Origin of the sequence: Streptomyces sp. NPDC002088 (genome assembly GCF_040296605.1) — a bacterium.
GTDB lineage: Bacteria > Actinomycetota > Actinomycetes > Streptomycetales > Streptomycetaceae > Streptomyces.
Genome location: NZ_JBEOXO010000016.1, coordinates 39,868 through 55,681, shown reverse-complemented (window position 1 = coordinate 55,681; position 15,814 = coordinate 39,868). Strand labels below are relative to the sequence as shown.

13 protein-coding genes and 1 pseudogene are annotated in these 15,814 nt (G+C 68.8%); 9 read left to right on the top strand and 5 right to left on the bottom strand.

All coding sequences use genetic code 11. From position 1 onward, the window contains the following. The first annotated feature begins 873 nt into the window (after nucleotides 1-873). From ABT114_RS29840 to ABT114_RS29815, 6 genes are all read left to right on the top strand, one after another. On the top strand, nucleotides 874-1,917 hold the full coding sequence (locus ABT114_RS29840; protein WP_351145976.1) for a LacI family DNA-binding transcriptional regulator: 1,044 nt from the start codon (nucleotides 874-876) through the stop codon (nucleotides 1,915-1,917). A 383-nt stretch (nucleotides 1,918-2,300) separates the two neighbouring features. Then, complete coding sequence (locus ABT114_RS29835) at nucleotides 2,301-3,686, top strand: ABC transporter substrate-binding protein (RefSeq protein ID WP_351145975.1); 1,386 nt, start codon at nucleotides 2,301-2,303, stop codon at nucleotides 3,684-3,686. A 2-nt stretch (nucleotides 3,687-3,688) separates the two neighbouring features. Beyond that, nucleotides 3,689-4,615, top strand: a complete 927-nt coding sequence (locus ABT114_RS29830; protein WP_351145974.1) for a carbohydrate ABC transporter permease — start codon at nucleotides 3,689-3,691, stop codon at nucleotides 4,613-4,615. Next, on the top strand, nucleotides 4,612-5,550 hold the full coding sequence (locus ABT114_RS29825) for a carbohydrate ABC transporter permease (protein WP_351145973.1): 939 nt from the start codon (nucleotides 4,612-4,614) through the stop codon (nucleotides 5,548-5,550). The genes ABT114_RS29830 and ABT114_RS29825 overlap by 4 nt, the downstream gene beginning before the upstream one ends. A gap of 27 nt (nucleotides 5,551-5,577) precedes the next feature. Next, nucleotides 5,578-7,731, top strand: a complete 2,154-nt coding sequence (locus tag ABT114_RS29820; RefSeq protein WP_351145972.1) for a beta-galactosidase — start codon at nucleotides 5,578-5,580, stop codon at nucleotides 7,729-7,731. Between the two features lie 71 nt (nucleotides 7,732-7,802). After that, the gene (locus tag ABT114_RS29815) at nucleotides 7,803-9,542 is read left to right on the top strand and encodes an RICIN domain-containing protein (RefSeq protein WP_351146123.1); all 1,740 of its coding nucleotides are present in this window, start codon (nucleotides 7,803-7,805) and stop codon (nucleotides 9,540-9,542) included. Between the two features lie 21 nt (nucleotides 9,543-9,563). Here the strand turns inward: ABT114_RS29815 and ABT114_RS29810 are convergent, their stop codons facing one another. Beyond that, nucleotides 9,564-9,779: a flavin reductase family protein gene (locus ABT114_RS29810; protein WP_351145971.1), complete on the bottom strand. Its 216-nt coding sequence runs from the start codon at nucleotides 9,777-9,779 to the stop codon at nucleotides 9,564-9,566. A gap of 129 nt (nucleotides 9,780-9,908) precedes the next feature. Further along, nucleotides 9,909-10,094 (bottom strand): hypothetical protein, encoded by a 186-nt coding sequence (locus tag ABT114_RS29805; RefSeq protein WP_351145970.1) that lies wholly within the window; start codon nucleotides 10,092-10,094, stop codon nucleotides 9,909-9,911. Nucleotides 10,095-10,689: 595 nt separating this feature from the next. On the opposite strand from ABT114_RS29805, the pseudogene ABT114_RS29800 reads away from it, so the two are divergent. From ABT114_RS29800 to ABT114_RS29790, 3 genes and pseudogenes are all read left to right on the top strand, one after another. After that, nucleotides 10,690-11,679, top strand: a pseudogene (locus tag ABT114_RS29800) (iron-containing redox enzyme family protein). Nucleotides 11,680-11,739: 60 nt separating this feature from the next. Next, nucleotides 11,740-12,393 (top strand): HemK2/MTQ2 family protein methyltransferase, encoded by a 654-nt coding sequence (locus tag ABT114_RS29795; protein ID WP_351145969.1) that lies wholly within the window; start codon nucleotides 11,740-11,742, stop codon nucleotides 12,391-12,393. Next, entirely contained in the window at nucleotides 12,377-12,610 is a 234-nt protein-coding gene (locus ABT114_RS29790) for a CDGSH iron-sulfur domain-containing protein (protein ID WP_351146122.1), read from the top strand. Before ABT114_RS29795 ends, ABT114_RS29790 begins: the two co-directional genes overlap by 17 nt. A 207-nt stretch (nucleotides 12,611-12,817) precedes the next feature. On the opposite strand, the gene ABT114_RS29785 is transcribed toward ABT114_RS29790, so the two are convergent. From ABT114_RS29785 to ABT114_RS29775, 3 genes are all read right to left on the bottom strand, one after another. Continuing rightward, complete coding sequence (locus tag ABT114_RS29785) at nucleotides 12,818-13,738, bottom strand: Rieske (2Fe-2S) protein (RefSeq protein ID WP_351145968.1); 921 nt, start codon at nucleotides 13,736-13,738, stop codon at nucleotides 12,818-12,820. 398 nt (nucleotides 13,739-14,136) lie between these two features. Next, on the bottom strand, nucleotides 14,137-14,670 hold the full coding sequence (locus ABT114_RS29780) for a hypothetical protein (RefSeq protein WP_351145967.1): 534 nt from the start codon (nucleotides 14,668-14,670) through the stop codon (nucleotides 14,137-14,139). Nucleotides 14,671-14,708: 38 nt separating this feature from the next. Continuing rightward, nucleotides 14,709-15,266, bottom strand: a complete 558-nt coding sequence (locus ABT114_RS29775) for a hypothetical protein (RefSeq protein WP_351145966.1) — start codon at nucleotides 15,264-15,266, stop codon at nucleotides 14,709-14,711. Nucleotides 15,267-15,814 lie beyond the last annotated feature (548 nt).

Here is a 15,814-nt window from a genome sequence, read left to right as displayed (position 1 = left end):
CCGCTGTCGGGGACGACTGTTGCGTCGTCGACGGCGGCGTTCGCACCGGCTGGCTCCCGTTGCCCGGCCGGCTTGGGGCACGGACGTCGTGCACGCCAGTCACCGGATGTCCGTCACGCGACGTCCTGCTGCCCCGCCGTTCCCACCTCAGAACCGGCTGGGGCGTTGTGCCGCCGCAGGTCGGCGGCGATGTCGGTCTTCGCGGCGAGGCAGAGGGCACCGATGGCAAGGTCGCTCCTGTCAGGGCCAGTTACAGCGCGTCGCGGGCGAAGAGGCCGTCAGGAATCTCGCTCGGGGAGCCTGATCGCCGCCGACGTACAAGCTCCGCTTGCCGGACAAGGATTGCCCCGTCCTTGGCCTGGGCCTCGGCCTGGACGATCCGGCAGAGGTCGGGCTCGATGATCGTGAGGGGCGATGCCGATCCGGGGCGGCCGGGCGGACCCCCTCGGCTGAGGCAGACAGCCGAGTTCGACCATCTGCTGCACGGTTCGGGGGAGTGGAGACGAGGTCCTGCTTCTGGTGATGATCGCCATCGCCGCCTCATTCCGCTGCTGCCCGCCGTGGTGTGCTGGGCCGGACTGCCCCCGTGGTACGGCGGGCGACGAGGCACGTTCACTCGCTCTGAACCTGGTCAAGTCCCCGGCGATGCGCGCTTTGGGGCAGGTGGGCGTTCCGCGCCGACTGTCACCCGCCCCTCCGCTTGGTACGACAGGCTCGCAGGCGTGACTCCGCCGGCAAGACCGGATTACCGAGATGTTGCGCGAAGTCTTGACGCGTCCTGCCCCGTTGCGTAGATATGACTGCGCAGTCATGACAGCGCAGTCAGAGGGTCGATCGGGACTAGGATTCGGCTGTCGAAGATCGGGAGGCACCATGACACCAGTGGCAGGACGCGGTGCGGGAGCCGCGCCACGCAGTGTGGATGTGGCGCGGCTGGCGGGCGTGTCGCAGAAGACGGTGTCCCGGGTCATGAACGACGAGCCGTACGTCTCCGCCGACGTGCGCCGTCGTGTCCTGGCAGCGGCCGAGGAACTTGGCTACCGCTCGAACAACGCGGCTCGCGCCCTGGCCTCCGGACGCACCCGGTCCATCGGTGTGGTGACACTCGGCACCGCCCTGTTCGGTCCGGCCTCACTGCTCATGGGCGTCGAACGTGCCGTGCGGGACAGCGGCTACGCACTCCGCGTGGTCAACACCATGGAAGGCGAGACGGCGGGCATCGCCGGGGCCGTGGACTCGCTCCTGGACCAGGGCGTGGACGGCATCGTCATCTCCGAGCCGATCGACGAGGAGGACGGCGCGGATCTCTCCGTACGGGTCGACGTGCCGGTCCTCGTCCTCGGTGCACCTCCGCCCTTCGCCGCCCCCCACGTGGTGACGGCAGGGATCGTCTCCAGCCAGATGGCACGGGCTGCCACCGAGCACCTGCTGGAGTTGGGCCATACCACCGTCCACCACCTGGCCGGTCCGCAGCGTTGGTACTCGGCCCGGGACCGTCTCGACGGGTGGCGCTCGGCGCTCGCCGCGCACGGCCGGGCAGAGCCGCCGGTCGTCGTGGGCGACTGGTCAGCCGCCTCAGGCCATGAGGCCGGCCGTGAACTGGTCGCCGACCTCGGCGTTACCGCGGTGTTCGCCGCCAACGACGACATGGCCATCGGTCTGATCCGAGCGCTGACGGAAGCCGGGCGGCGCGTGCCGGAGGACGTCAGCGTGGTCGGCTTCGACGACATCCCGGTCGCCGCCTACGTGACCCCGCCGCTGACCACGGTGCGTCAGCCGTTCGACGCCATGGCACAGGACGGCCTGAAGCTCTTGGTGCACGCCATCGACAACCCGCAGGGTGACCCGCTGCCGATGACCGACCCACCGGTCGAACTCGTCGTCCGCTCCTCGTCCGCGCCCCCGCCGCCCCGCTAGCCCCCGGGCCACCGGAGTCCCTCTGACCGACGGAGGTCCGCCCACACCAGAGCCAGCCCCGCCGCACATCTCATCTCGTGCTCGGCTTCTCCGCAGCACCCGACGCCGCTTCCGGGGCCTCGACCAGGGCCCGCACCGGCCGCCGTTCCCGCTCGCGCCCTTTCCGGTGCGGCTCCTCAGTACCCGTACTCGGCACAAGCACACAGCACGGATGACGCGCGCGGGCCGGAGCCCGCGAGAGGCGGCGAGGGACGTCCCCTGACCGGCCCGCCCTCCCTGCCCCGCCCGTCACGCCGCACAACACGCCTCAGACCACCGAATCGAGCTTCAGCACGCCGCCGCCCGGTGTGCCGGTAGCTCACACCCTTCTGCGGGAGTTCACCATGTCCGGACCCTTCTCCAGCCCCTCGTCCCTGAGCCGCCGGGGCTTCCTCGCCGCCACCGGCGCACTGTCGCTCGCCGCCACCCTGTCCGCCTGCGGCGGTGACAGCGGCGGCACCGGCGGCTCCTCCACCAAGCCCGTCAGCCAGGCCGACATCGACAAGGCCATGAAGACCCCGACCCAGCTGACGTTCTGGACCTGGGTCCCGAACATCGACAAGGAGGTCGCCCTCTTCGAGAAGAAGTACCCGGCCGTCAAGGTCAAGGTCGTCAACGCCGGTCAGGGCACCCCGCAGTACACCAAGCTGCGCACCGCGCTGAAGGCCGGCAGCGGCGCGCCCGACATGGTGCAGATCGAGTACCAGGCCATCCCGACCTTCACCATCACCGACAGCCTGCTGGACCTTCGCCCATACGGCGCCTCCGGGCTCCAGGCCAAGTTCGTGGACTGGACGTGGGGCCAGGTGAGCGGCAGCGGCGGTGAGGTCTGGGCGATACCCCAGGACACCGGCCCGATGGGCATGCTGTACCGCAAGGACATCTTCGACAAGCACGGGATCGAAGTCCCCACCACCTGGGACGAGTTCGCCGCCGCGGCGCGCAAGCTCCACAAGGCCGACCCGGACGTCTACCTCACCAACCTCGCCGCCAACCAGGTCGCCGCCTGGCACGGCCTGCTCTGGCAGGCGGGCGCCAAGCCGTATGTGACCTCCGGCAAGAGCGACATCACCGTCAGCGTCGACGACGCGGTCTCGAAGAAGCTCGGCGAGTACTGGGGAACCCTCGCCAAGGACGGCGTGATCGGCGTAGAGCCGGACTTCACCGACTCCTGGTACGCGGCCCTCAACAAGGGCAAGTACGCCACCTGGCTCACCGGCGCCTGGGGCCCGGCCTTCCTCTCCGGCTCCGCCAAGGCCACGTCGGGCAAGTGGCGCGCGGCCCCACTCCCGCAGTGGGACGCCGCCAAGCCCAGCTCGGGCAACTGGGGCGGCTCCACCACCGCGGTCATCCGCTCCACCAAGAACCCGATCGCGGCCGCGATGTTCGCGCAGTTCCTCAACAGTGACCCCGCCAGCGCCAGGATGTTCGCCACCGAGCAGTTCTTCTTCCCGGCCACCAAGACGCTGCTCGCCGACGCCGCATTCCTCGGGGACACGCCCGACTTCTACGGCGGCCAGAAGGTCAACGAGGTCTTCGCGGACATCAGCACCAAGGTCGATCCCTCGTTCCAGTGGCCGCCGTTCCTCGACCGGGTGGCCACGGACTGGACGGAAACCGTCGGCAAGTCTCTCGCCGACAAGACCGACACCGTCCGCGCGCTCGGTTCGTGGCAGTCGCGCATCACGACCTTCGCCAAGAGCCAGGGCTTCACGGTCAAGGGAGGATGACGATGGCCACCCCCACAGCGACCCCCACGACAGTGGCCGCCCGCACGAAGTCCCCGCCCCGCCGGCGCCACGGCGCGGCAGGAGCCCTGTTCATCGCCCCGTTCATGGTGCTGTTCCTGCTGCTCTTCCTCGCCCCGCTCGGCTACGCCGCCTACCTGAGCCTCTTCCAGGAGCGGCTGATCGGCGGCTCGACGTTCGTCGGCCTGGACAACTACGTGACGGCCCTGAAGGACCCGCTCCTCCTCAAGGGCATCGGCCGCGTCGCGCTGTTCTTCCTGATCCAGGTCCCCGTGATGCTGCTGCTGGCCCTGGTCTTCGCGCTCGCGCTGGACAGCGGCCTGCTGCGGCTCGCCAGAGTCATCCGACTCGGCATCTTCGTTCCGTACGCCGTGCCGAGCGTGATCGCCACGCTCATGTGGGGCTACCTCTACGGCCCCGACTTCGGGCCGTTCGCCCAGATCAGCCGCGATCTCCACCTGCCGGCCCCGCATTTCCTCAGCGACAGCTGGATGCTCGGCAGCCTCGCCAATATCGTGACCTGGGAGTTCGTCGGCTACAACATGATCATCCTGTACGCCGCCCTGCGCACGATCCCCGCCGAGCTGTACGAGGCGGCCGCCATGGACGGTGCCGGAGCCTGGCGGATCGCCTGGTCCATCAAACTCCCCGCGCTGCGCCCGGCGCTGACCCTCACCCTGCTGTTCTCGGTGATCGGCAGCTTTCAGCTGTTCAACGAACCGAACCTGCTGATGAAGGTCGCCCCGGACGTCATCGACAGCTCCTACACCGCCAACCTCTACGCCTACTCCGTCGCGTTCATCAGCCAGCAGACCAACTACGCGGCCACGGTGTCCTTCATCCTCGGGCTGGTCATCGTGATCGTGTCCTACGCCTTCCTGCTCACGGCGAACCGCAGGAGGACCTCATGAGCACCGTGACGCCCACCGCCTCGACCGCCCCGACGGCGAAGGGTCTCCCCGACCCGTCCTGCCCGCGGCGCCGGTCGCCGTCGCTCCACCGCCGCAGCACCCCGCTCACGATCGCCATGCTGGCCGTCCTGGCGTACTTCCTGCTTCCCCTGTTCTGGCTGCTGGTCGCCTCCACCAAGAGCACCCAGGACCTGTTCAACACCTTCGGCCTGTGGTTCTCGCACGCCCCGCAACTGCCGGCGAACATCAAGGCCACCTTCACCCAGGACGACGGCGTCTACGGGCGCTGGCTGCTCAACACGGTCCTGTATGCCGGGGTGAGCGCGCTCGGCGCCGCGCTGCTGGCGGCGGCGGCCGGGTACGGATTCGCCAAATACCGCTTCCGCGGCCACGGCGCGGCCTTCAACCTCGTCCTCGGCGCCATCATGATCCCGACCACCGCCCTGGCGATCCCCACCTACCTGCTCTTCGCCAAAGCGGGCCTGGTCAACACCCCTTGGGCAGTCATCCTGCCCTCCCTGATCAGCCCCTTCGGCCTCTACCTCATGCGTATCTACGCCGAGGACGCCGTCCCCGACAGCCTCATCGAGGCCGCGCGCATGGACGGCGCCGGAGAGCTCCGGATCTTCTGCACGATCGCGCTGCGGCTGCTGGCACCCGGCCTGGTGACCGTCATCCTGTTCACGCTCGTCGCCACCTGGAACAACTACTTCCTGCCGCTGATCATGCTCAACGACCCCGACCTGTACCCCATCACGGTCGGGTTCTCCCGCTGGGCCGACCAGGCCCAGAACGGCGGCGCCGGAGCCAGCAGCGACATGCTCGCCCTCGTCGTCACCGGCTCCCTCATCTCGATCGTCCCGCTCGTCCTGGCCTTCCTCCTGCTCCAGCGGTACTGGCAGAGCGGCCTGGCGACCGGCGGCGTCAAGCAGTAACTCCCCCTACTCTCCGGAGGTTTCTTCATGGCGGAACTGCCCGCCCGCGTGCTGTTCGGCGCTGCCTACTACCACGAGTACCACCCCGCCTACGGTCCGGACGTACGGCCCGACGAGCAGTTCAAGACCGACCTCGACCTGATGGCCGACGCGCACTTCACCGTCATCCGGGTCGGCGAGTCGGTCTGGTCCACCTGGGAGCCCGAGAACGGCCGCTTCGAACTGGACTGGCTCCAGCCGGTGCTGGACGGCGCCCACGAGCGCGGCATCTCCGTCATCCTCGGCACCCCGACCTACGCGGTACCACCGTGGCTGGCCCGGCAGTACCCGGAGATCACCGGCGAGCGGCGCACCGGCGAGCGCATCGGCTGGGGCGCCCGGCAGGAAGTGGACTTCACCCACCCCGCGTTCCGCTTCCACGCGGAACGGATCATCCGCAAGATCGTCGCCCGGTACGCCGACCACCCGGCCGTCATCGGCTTCCAGGTCGACAACGAACCGGGCCTGGAGCTCTTCCACAACCACGGCGTCTTCCAGCGCTTCACCGACCACCTGCGCGCCAAGTACGGCGACGTCGAGACCCTCAACCGCGAATGGGGCCTGGTCTACTGGTCCCACCGCCTGTCCACCTGGGCCGACCTGTGGACCCCGGACGGCAACGCACAGCCTCAGTACGACGTCGCCTGGCGGGAGTTCCAGGCCCGCCAGTGCACCGAGTTCATCGGCTGGCAGGCCGACATCGTCCGCGAGTACGCCCGCCCCGAGCAGTTCGTCACCACCTGCATCTCCTACACCCGCCCGGCGGTCGCGGACGACGAACTGACCGACCGCCTCGACATCGCCACCGGCAACCCGTACTACGACATGCAGGACGGCCTGCTCCTGCCCGACCCCACACCGGACGACCACGAGCAGAAGTGGAAGACCACCGGCGTCTGGTCGCTCTACCAGACCGCCGACTGGATGTTCTCCTCCCGCCAGGCGCCCTTCCTGGTCACCGAGACCAACGCCAACTCCATCGGCATGGCATGGGACAACCGCCCCGCCTATGACGGCCAGTGGCGCCAGGCCGCCTGGGCCCTCGTCGGCCGCGGTGCTCGCATGATCGAGTACTGGCAGTGGCAGACCCTGCGCTTCGGTGCGGAGACCTACTGGGGCGGAGTCCTGCCGCACAGCGGCCGACCGGGCCGCACGTATGCCGAACTCGCGCGGCTGGGGGAGGAGTTCGAGGCCGTAGGACCCCTCGTCGCCGGACTCGAACCGGACGCCGACATCACGATCGTCTACTCCACCCCCAGCAAGTGGCTGATGCAGAAGCATCCGCCTCTCGCGACCCCCGACGGCGAACCGGACCCGGCCGCCTACCACCGCATCCTCGATCCCTTCTACCGTGGCGCCTTCGACGCCGGCCGCCAGGTACGCGTCGTCCACGCCCGCCAACTGCATGACCCACGAAGCGAACGCGAAGGCATGGCCCCCGGCGAGGCCGCGCGCCGCCACCCCGTCCTCGTCGTCCCCGCCCTGTACCTCGCCGACGACACCACGCTCGACTGGCTCGCCGCCTACGCCCACGCCGGCGGCCACCTGGTCCTCGGCCCCCGCACGGGCTATGCCGATCACGAGGCACGCGCCCGGCACGAACCGGCTCCGGCCCGTCTCACGGACGCCGCGGGTCTCAGCTACGACGAGTTCAGCAACCTGGCGCGTACCGTCCCGGTCTGCACAGCGTCCGGGAGTTCGCTGACCCTGCCGGAGAGCGCCACGGCGACGGCTTGGGCCGACGGCCTCACCGTCACCGACGCCGAGATCCTCGCCACGTACGAGCACCCGCACTTCGGCCGCTGGCCTGCCGTCACCACGCGCCGTCACGGCGAGGGTCGCGTCACGTACGTCGGCACCGTGCCAGGCCGCGACCTCGCGCGTGCCCTGGCCGAGTGGCTGGCGCCGGCCGCCCGCAGCGGCTGGGCCGACCTGCCGGCGTCCGTCACGACGACCACCGGCACGGCGCCCGACGGACGCCGTGTGCACATCGTCCACAACTGGAGCTGGGAGCCGGCCCGCGTTGCGGCGCCGGTCGACCTCTCCGACGCCCTGAACGGCACGACCCTCCCCGCGGGCACGGCGCTCGACCTCGGCCCGTGGGACGTACGCGTACTCGTCTCCCCGAAGCCGAAGGAGTAACCGTGCGAGGAAGAAGAACATTGAAGGCGCTGGGCACGTTCGTCGCGGCGTCCGCGATACTGGCGATACCCATGACCACCAGTGCGCAGGCGTACAACCCGACGGGCGGCATCCTCTACCAGCTCGGTAGCGAGCCGTGCCTGAAGGGGCGGGGCAACTGCGCGGTCTACCCGAAGTCGGCGCAGCTGCCGAGCGGACGTCTGGTCGCGTCCTTCGAGAAGTCCACCGTCGTGCCGGCGACAGGCAGCGCCGACGGACAGACGCTCCCGGTCTACAAGAGCGACGACCACGGAACGACCTGGCAGCCGCTGTCCGAGGTCAAGGCTCCGGCCTACCTCTCCAGCGACCCCAAGTACGCCAAGTACACCAGCAACTGGACGAACCCCTACCTCTACACGCTTCCCCAGGACGTCGGGAACCTCAAGCAGGGCACCCTGCTCCTCGCGAGTGTCGTGTCGGGCGACGACCAGTACTACAGGGAGCACAAGGCGGCCGACCCCAACTGGACGCCCTCCAACGACGGCGACCGCAGCGACCTCGCCATCGCGCTGTACTCCAGCACCGACGACGGCGCCTCGTGGAAGGTCGTCAACGTCGTCGCGACGGGCGGCTGGCAGGGCGGCAGCGCGGGCGCGATCGGCCAGAACGTCGCGACGGCCAACACACACCAGCAGGTGGACCCCGTCTGGGAGCCGTACCTGATGGTCTACAAGGGCCAACTCCTCTGCTATTACTCCGACGAGAACGACTACACCGGCTTCGACGCGACCACCGGCGTTCCGGCCCTCGACCCCGCCAACGACTCCGCCACGGACTCGCACGGCCAGATCCTCGCCCACAAGACCTGGGACGGCCGCAGCACGCAGTGGAGCGCGCCCGTCGTCGACATCGCCGGCCTGACCCAGAGCATGGGCGGCGGCAAGACGGAGATCGGCGGCGGGCGGCCGGGCATGGCGAACGTCGTCCGGACCACGGACGGCAAATGGCTGCTCACCTTCGAGTACTGGGGCGGCGGAGCCAACACCCGGTACGTGATCGCCGACAACCCACTGCAGTTCTACCGGAGTTCGGCCACCGGCGACGCCGTCACCTCGCTGCCGGTAGACACCGGCTCCCGGCCGCTCGCCACCGGCGGCAGTCCGGTCGTCATCAGGCTGCCCGGCGGACGCCTGGTCTACAACGCGGCCGGCAGCGGCAACGTCTGGGTGAACGAGAGCGGGCGCAGCGACGGCGTGTGGAAGGAGTACCAGACGACCTCGAAGGCCGGCTACAGCCGCAACCTGCAGTACGTCGACGGCACCGGCCGCATCGTGATCCTCAACAACCAGGGCACCTCGACCATCGCCTACGCCGAGGTTGACCTCGGTCAATCGGACGGCGCCTACTACCAGTTGGTGAACCGCAAGACCGACCAGGTGATCGGTACCGGCGGCAAGACCAACGACGCGAACATCGGCAACGGAGACGTCCCCGACGTCGTCCTGGAGGACCCCGGCTCCGTGGCGAACCCGGACACCCAGTACTGGCACGTGGTGACCGAGCCGAACGGTGGCGTGACGCTGCTGAACAAGTCGGGCGGTCGCGCGGCAGCCATCTGGACCGGCAACGCGACGGCCGGGCAGCGGATCGGCCAGTGGGTCGACAACAGTGCCACCGGCAGCTGGAACCTGATCACGACCGCTGACGGTTTCTACAAGCTCCAGTCGGTCAAGAACACGAACCTGTTCCTGACCGGCACGTCCGACGGCGCGCCGCTCACCTTGCAGAACGCGGCCACGGACGGCTCGCAGGAGTGGGAGCTCATCCAGTAGGCGGAGACGCCGGACACCGCATCACCTCCCCTGCTCCTTGGAGACGGGCTCCAGCAGGAAGAGGCTGAAGGGGGCCACGAGGCTGCTGTCGGCGAGCCTGCTCTCGATGGTGGCGAAGCATTCGGCCACGAGTGGTGCCTGGACCTTCTCGCCGGTCACGGCGGTCAGGTCGAACTCCTCGAACGGGTCGACATCGGCGCCCGAGCAGTTGCCGATGTCGACCACGGTGGCGGCCATGCCGGCCGTCGGGACCGAGATGACGCGCTCTGTTTCGGCCAGGGCCTGGGTAGTTGTGGTCCCAGGGGCCGATGGTGCACGCGATCAGCGGTGGGGCATGGCGCACCATCATGTTGAGCCCGTTGGTCATCACCACCCCACGCTGTCCTTCGAAGCGATGGCCATACCCTCCATGAGCCGCCTGGCCTCCGCGTCCGTGGCAGCGGGCGGCCCCACCAGCAGGTCCCACCGGTCGCGGCCGGGCGCCAGCAGGCAGACGGCGGACGGGGGGTCCCGCTCCTCGACCGCGGGCGTCAACAGAATGGTCGCGGTCATGATGCGGACCCAACCCCGGGCCGGTCACGGCCGGCCCGGTTGTCGTGAAACGCCGAGAACGACGTCGGCTTGGAAGCCGGTGTACGAGGTGCTCTCGGTAATCAGCAGGATACTCCTCGTCGAGGCGCGACGGAGAGCTGCGGAGCCGCGGGCTGTACGGCGCACGAGTGCCCTGGTCATGCGCCGGCGCAGTCAGCGCGGACGTGCTCCGAGGTAGGGAGGAGCGACCAGGTGAAGTAACGCGATCTTGACGGTGCGGAGCCGCCGGACGGCAAGATTGCGATATGGCGGGTCACGGTGGCCTCCCTGGGCATTTCCTCATCACGCCACCCCTCCCTTTGGCCTTGTAATCCACGCCCAACCTCGGAGGCGGACAACAGTAGGAGATGTCAGCCCAGGGACATCGCCCCCCTGCGCTCCGGCGGCTCCGTGCCCGCAGTCGTCGAGGTCGACGACCTGGGCAGCTATGTTGTCCTGCTTCTCGAGTTCCGCTCCAAGCTCGGATCGGAAGTCATTTCTGTAGGTAAACGACGTCAACGCCCATCCGCCGCAAGCGCTCCTGTGAGATGGTCTGGGTCACGGGTACTCGGTGCCCATGGATTTCACATCGGTAGAGCCGACTTTGCCGTCTTCCCGAGGTTGGGTCTCGGCGGCGATTATCGAATACTTGCGGAATGCGGGACCGTCTCCGGGTGAAATGGAGGTTATCGGCGTGGCCCCGCTCGGGGAAGATTTGCAGCTGGCCCTGTATATCTGCTAAGAGGTGCATTACCGGGGGTTCGCCGGTGTCGATCCGGACCGGGAATGGGACCCCGACCTGCTCAAGATCCGGGTAGTCCTGGAGAAGTCGTTCCTCAGGGCCCTGCGCGACGGAGCACCACGGCACAGGCGCGCCGATGAGGCATTGGGCGAGTTGCTCGTCCAGCCTGTCGACGGCACCGGCGTCAGCCACTTTTTGCAGGACAAGGGTGAGCTGGGGCAGCTGCGCGAGTACGCCGCCCAACGGTCGCTGTACCACCTCAAGGACGCCGACCCGCATGCGTGGGTGCTGCCCCGACTGTGGGGCCGGGCGAAGGCGGGAATGGCGGCCGTGGAGTTCGACGAGTTCGGAGGAGGCCGCGCGGAGCGCGTGCACGCCCGCTTGTTCGCCGATCTCATGGCCGACCTCGCCCTGGACACCTCGTACGGACACTATCTCGATGCGACCGGTGGCGAAGCCCTCGCCCTCGTGAACATGATGTCCCTCTTCGGTCTGCACCGCGCTCTGCGAGGGGCCCTGGTGGGACATTTCGCCGCCGTCGAAATCACCTCGCCCCCGGGGTCACGGCGCCTTGCGCAGGCCATGAGGCGCACCGGCGCCGGACCTCCTGCCGAGCACTTCTACGACGAGCACGTCGAGGCCGACGCCGTGCACGAACAGGTCGTTCGCCGGGAAGTCGTTGCGGGCCTCCTCGAGGAGGAGCCCCGCCTCGAGGACGACGTCGCCTTCGGCGTGGACGCCACCACCTGTCTCGAAGACCGCTTTGCCGAGCGTCTCCTCGGCGCGTGGCGGGCCGGGAAGTCATCGCTGCGTACACCTGTCTGACGGACCCTCCACCGACGAGCAGGTGGGCTCGCATCCACAAGAACCGGAGACGAGATCCGCATGACCACCGTTACGTTGCCTGGTGTCTACACCCCGCAGGACGATACCGACCTACTCATCCGGTACCTGCACCATGAGCCTCTTCCCTCGCAGGCCGAAGTCCTCGACGTGGGCACGGGAACAGGTGCGGTGGCCATGGCCGCGGCCCGGCTCGGCGCGCGCGTCACAGCCGTCGACATCTCCTGGCGAGCTGCTCTCAACGCCAAGGTCAACGCGGTGCTGGCCCGTCTCCCGCTGCGCGTCAGACGTGGCGACCTGCTGGCCCCGGTGTCGGAACAGTCTTTCGACCTCATCCTCGCCAACCCGCCCTACGTGCCGGCACCCGCCGCGTCGTGCCCCCGGCGGGGGCCCACACGGGCCTGGGACGCCGGGCGTGATGGACGCCTGGTGCTGGATCGAATATGCCGGCACGCGCCCTTGCTCCTGCGGCCCGGCGGGGTGCTGCTGCTGGTCCAGTCCGCCCTGAGCCGTCCGGAAGAGTCGCTGCGGCAGTTGCAGGCGGTGGGGTTGCGCGCCGGGATCGTTGAACACCACTACATCGCCTTCGGCCCCGTCCTGCGGTCCAGGAGCGGCTGGCTGCGCAGCTGTGGTCTGGTCGAAGGCAGCGACGAGAGGGAAGAGCTGGTGATCATTCGTGCTGTACGACTCGGATGAACGCTGCCGCCGCGTAGTGGCTCAGCGTGCAGGGCCGCTGCTGGTTGAAGGACCGGTGGAGATCACCCTGGAGGACGGCACCCTCGTGAGGTCGAACCGGTTCTGTGTCGCCCTGTGCACCTGTAGACGCAGCCAGATCTACCCGTGGTGCGACACCAGTCATCGTAAGTCCGAGCGGCCCAGGCATTCGGATAGCGGGATCCGATCCGAGGCGTGAGCTTCATGACCGAACTCGTCTCAGGTTTGCTCCCGGGCGTCCTCTTCGAAGTACGGAGTACGGAGCTGCTTCCAGCCGCCCTCGGTCCGTGGGGTGGGCTGGGCGTCGTTCAGGTTGCAGGCTGCAGGCTGGTGAACTGAATCGGTGCGGCTGCCGTCGTGCCTGCGCCGCCGATGCAGGCGGGGGTGCTGCCCGTTGGGGGCGGTGTCAGGTGCGCAGCCGTGCTTCCACCCGGCCGTCGGTTATGCGGGTGTCGAAGGCGGGCTGAGGCGCGGTGGCTGGACCCGTGACGTTCCAGCCGTCGGTCAGTCGGAAGGTGCTGCCGTGCCAGGGGCAGCGCAGACAGCCGTCTTCCAGGGTCCCTTCCGACAGGGGGCCCGCCAGGTGGCTGCAGTGTTCGGCCAGCACGTGCACCCTGTCGTCCGGCTGGCGGACGGCGACCACGGCGACGCCGTCGAGGTCCCGGCGTGTCGGTCGGCCTTGCGGAAGGTCGGAGAGGTCGGCGACGTAGTGCCAGCCCGGCTCCACCATCTGAGGGACGGTTGCGGCGTGGTTGGTGCCGGCCGCCTGGTGGTAGGCGAGGTGGCCGCCGAGCGCGCCGCCGATACCGACGACGCTGAGCCCTGCCCAGCCGTACATCCGGCCTTTGGCTTCATGCCCGCGCAGACGAGCGGTGAGGGACACGGCGTACAGGGCGACACTCGTGATGTTCGCTGCGGCATGGACGATGCCGACACGCATCTGGCGGTGGCTCAGTTCCGCCCAGTCCACCCACCCTGACGCCGCAGCCGGTGCCGCAGCCAGCAGGCCGACGGTGATCAATGTGCGTGCGGCGCGTCGCTGGCCGGGCAATGCGTCGAGGACTGCGGCCGACAGCCAGCTGCCGAGGGGGATCTGTACCAGCAGCGGGTGTACCGGATGACCCAGCCAACGCCCGTGCAAACCGTCTCTGGCCCGGCCGAGTGGAACCGCCTGCACCATCCGCTGCACGACCCCGAGCAACGTGTCGGCGCTGGAGAAGCGTTCCAACCGGTCGACGGCTTGCACGACATGGCCAGGGCCTTCTGCATGGGGCAGGAGCCGTCCGGCCGCCGCGGGAATTCGGTGTGGGAGGGTGCTGAGTCTCATGTGTTCCGAGTAGCCGCTTCACCGTGCCGTAATCAGCCGGCCTCTGCCGAGCCAAACACGCCACGTGATCGGTCCTTCGACGCGATGATCGAGCGGCTGGAGGAGGCCATCGCTGACCGGAGTGGTCGGCCGGGCCACCTGCCGCCGCTGCGGTTAGAGCCGCGGGGCCGTCGCCGCCGTGATGCCGGACGAGGGTGTCCTCCCGGAACGGTGTGTCCTCTGCCGCAGTGGTCGAGCGCGGCATGTCAGTGATCGCGGACGCGGACTGGGTGACGACCTGGACTCGGGCGATGGCGACCGGGCCGGACGGGGTGCGGTGGCTGGACGTTCGCCGTCGTGGCCGGGGCCGTGAGTTGTGCGACGGCGTCCCTTGGTGGCCCGGGCTTGAGGAAGGGATCTCACGTGGTGAGCAGCCGGTTGAAGAAGGAACGGTAGCGACGTAGAGCCCTGCGCAGTTCCTCCGTGTCCACCTGCTCGCCCTGCCCCCACTGGCCCTCCAGGTCCTTCTTGTGCTGGGCGAACGTGGTGGCCAGGGTCTGCATGACGTCTGCGACGAGGGCGTCGGCGTCGTGTACGGCCTCGCGGGGATCGTCCACGAACTTGTTCTGGGTCTTCTGCCAGCGGTCGCGGAAATCCTGGTCCTCGTCCTCCGTCAGAAGCTGTGGAGCATCGTCCTCTGAAGTGTCCGTGGTGTCCGGGGCGCCCGGGGTGGCGGCTCGGGCGTCGGATCCGGCGGGGGACCGGTCTCCGTCGGCCTCGCTGGCCGAGCGCCGTGTCTGGGGCGTCGCGGTGCTCTCACCGGGGTACCTCGGGGCTTTCGCGGAGGCTTCCTCCGTTTCTCCCGGCGTCCTGGTGGTGGCGCCCGAGGGCTGTGCGAGGTCCTCGGTGGTCAGGCCGCCGGTGGTGCGGTCTGTGTCGTCGTTGCTGTGCATGGGGGTTCCTCCATGCAGGGTCGGGGCCGGGGTCGGCGTCAGGACCGGGCGGGCTGGGCCCGGCCGCCGTCGGAGAGCAACTCGTTGAACAGGGCGCGGTAGTGCACCATGGCGCCCCGCAATTGCTCGGTCGTTGCCTGGCTGTGGGTGCTGAAGGTCTCCACCTCGTGCGCAGCGCGGTAGTGCTCGAGGGTGCGCCCGTGTTCCACCGAGAGGTCCTTCATCTGCTGTTCGAACCCTTCGGTCGGGTAGCCGCGGTCGTGCATCAGGGAGGTCACCAGCTGGTCCGCGTCGTGCACCGCGTCCTCGGGCCGGTCCACGAACTCCTGCTGGACGCTGCTCCATTCGCGCGTGTAGCGGTCACGTGAGACCGGAGGCAGTGGTTTGATGTCCAGCGCGTCGTGCCGTTTCTCGCGTTCCCTGAGTTCGCGCTCGGCGGTGCGCCTGCTGTCGGAGTCTTCGACGGTCCGTTCGTACTCCGGGCCGAAGCGTTCGCGGAGGTGGCGGCGTCGCATCATGAGTGAGACCGCCACAGCGGCCAGGGCGAGCACCACCACGATCGCAATGATGATCGCCAGAAGTGTTCCCGTGGACATGGGTTGCACGCTCCTCGTAGGAGTAGTGATTTATGTCCTCCGAGTGCCCGGTTGCCTGCCGTTCATCCCTTTTGGGGTGATCGGCTCTGTGGTGATCGACGTCAGGCGACCGGTGCCACGTGTGTCCCACGCAGTCCGGCGCCGTCACGGGGGGCGACCTGGCTCCCGCCGGTCCGGGCGCCCCTCACTCAAGAGTGGGCCGGCACCGTGCCTTCAGGGGGCTGGATCACTTTCCGTGCAGCGTGCACGCCGAGTGACGGCTGGCCCTCGGAGCGGCCCCCGGGACGTTGCCTGACAATCAGCAGTGCCGATCCCCGGCGTGGCAGACGGTTCGGTGACGTGGGCGAGGAGACCGGAAAATGTCTGTCAGGTACGGATGACTCGCTGTCCTGCCCGGTTCCCGGTGGGCGCCGCGCCGCACTCTCCTCCGGCGCGGGCGAGATGCGAGGGCATTCGAGTACGCGCACCATGGCCGTGACACCAGATGGTGGATGAAGACTTGCGCCGCGCCCGAGAGTTCCAGCCCTGTGCGAGCGCCGGTTCGAACA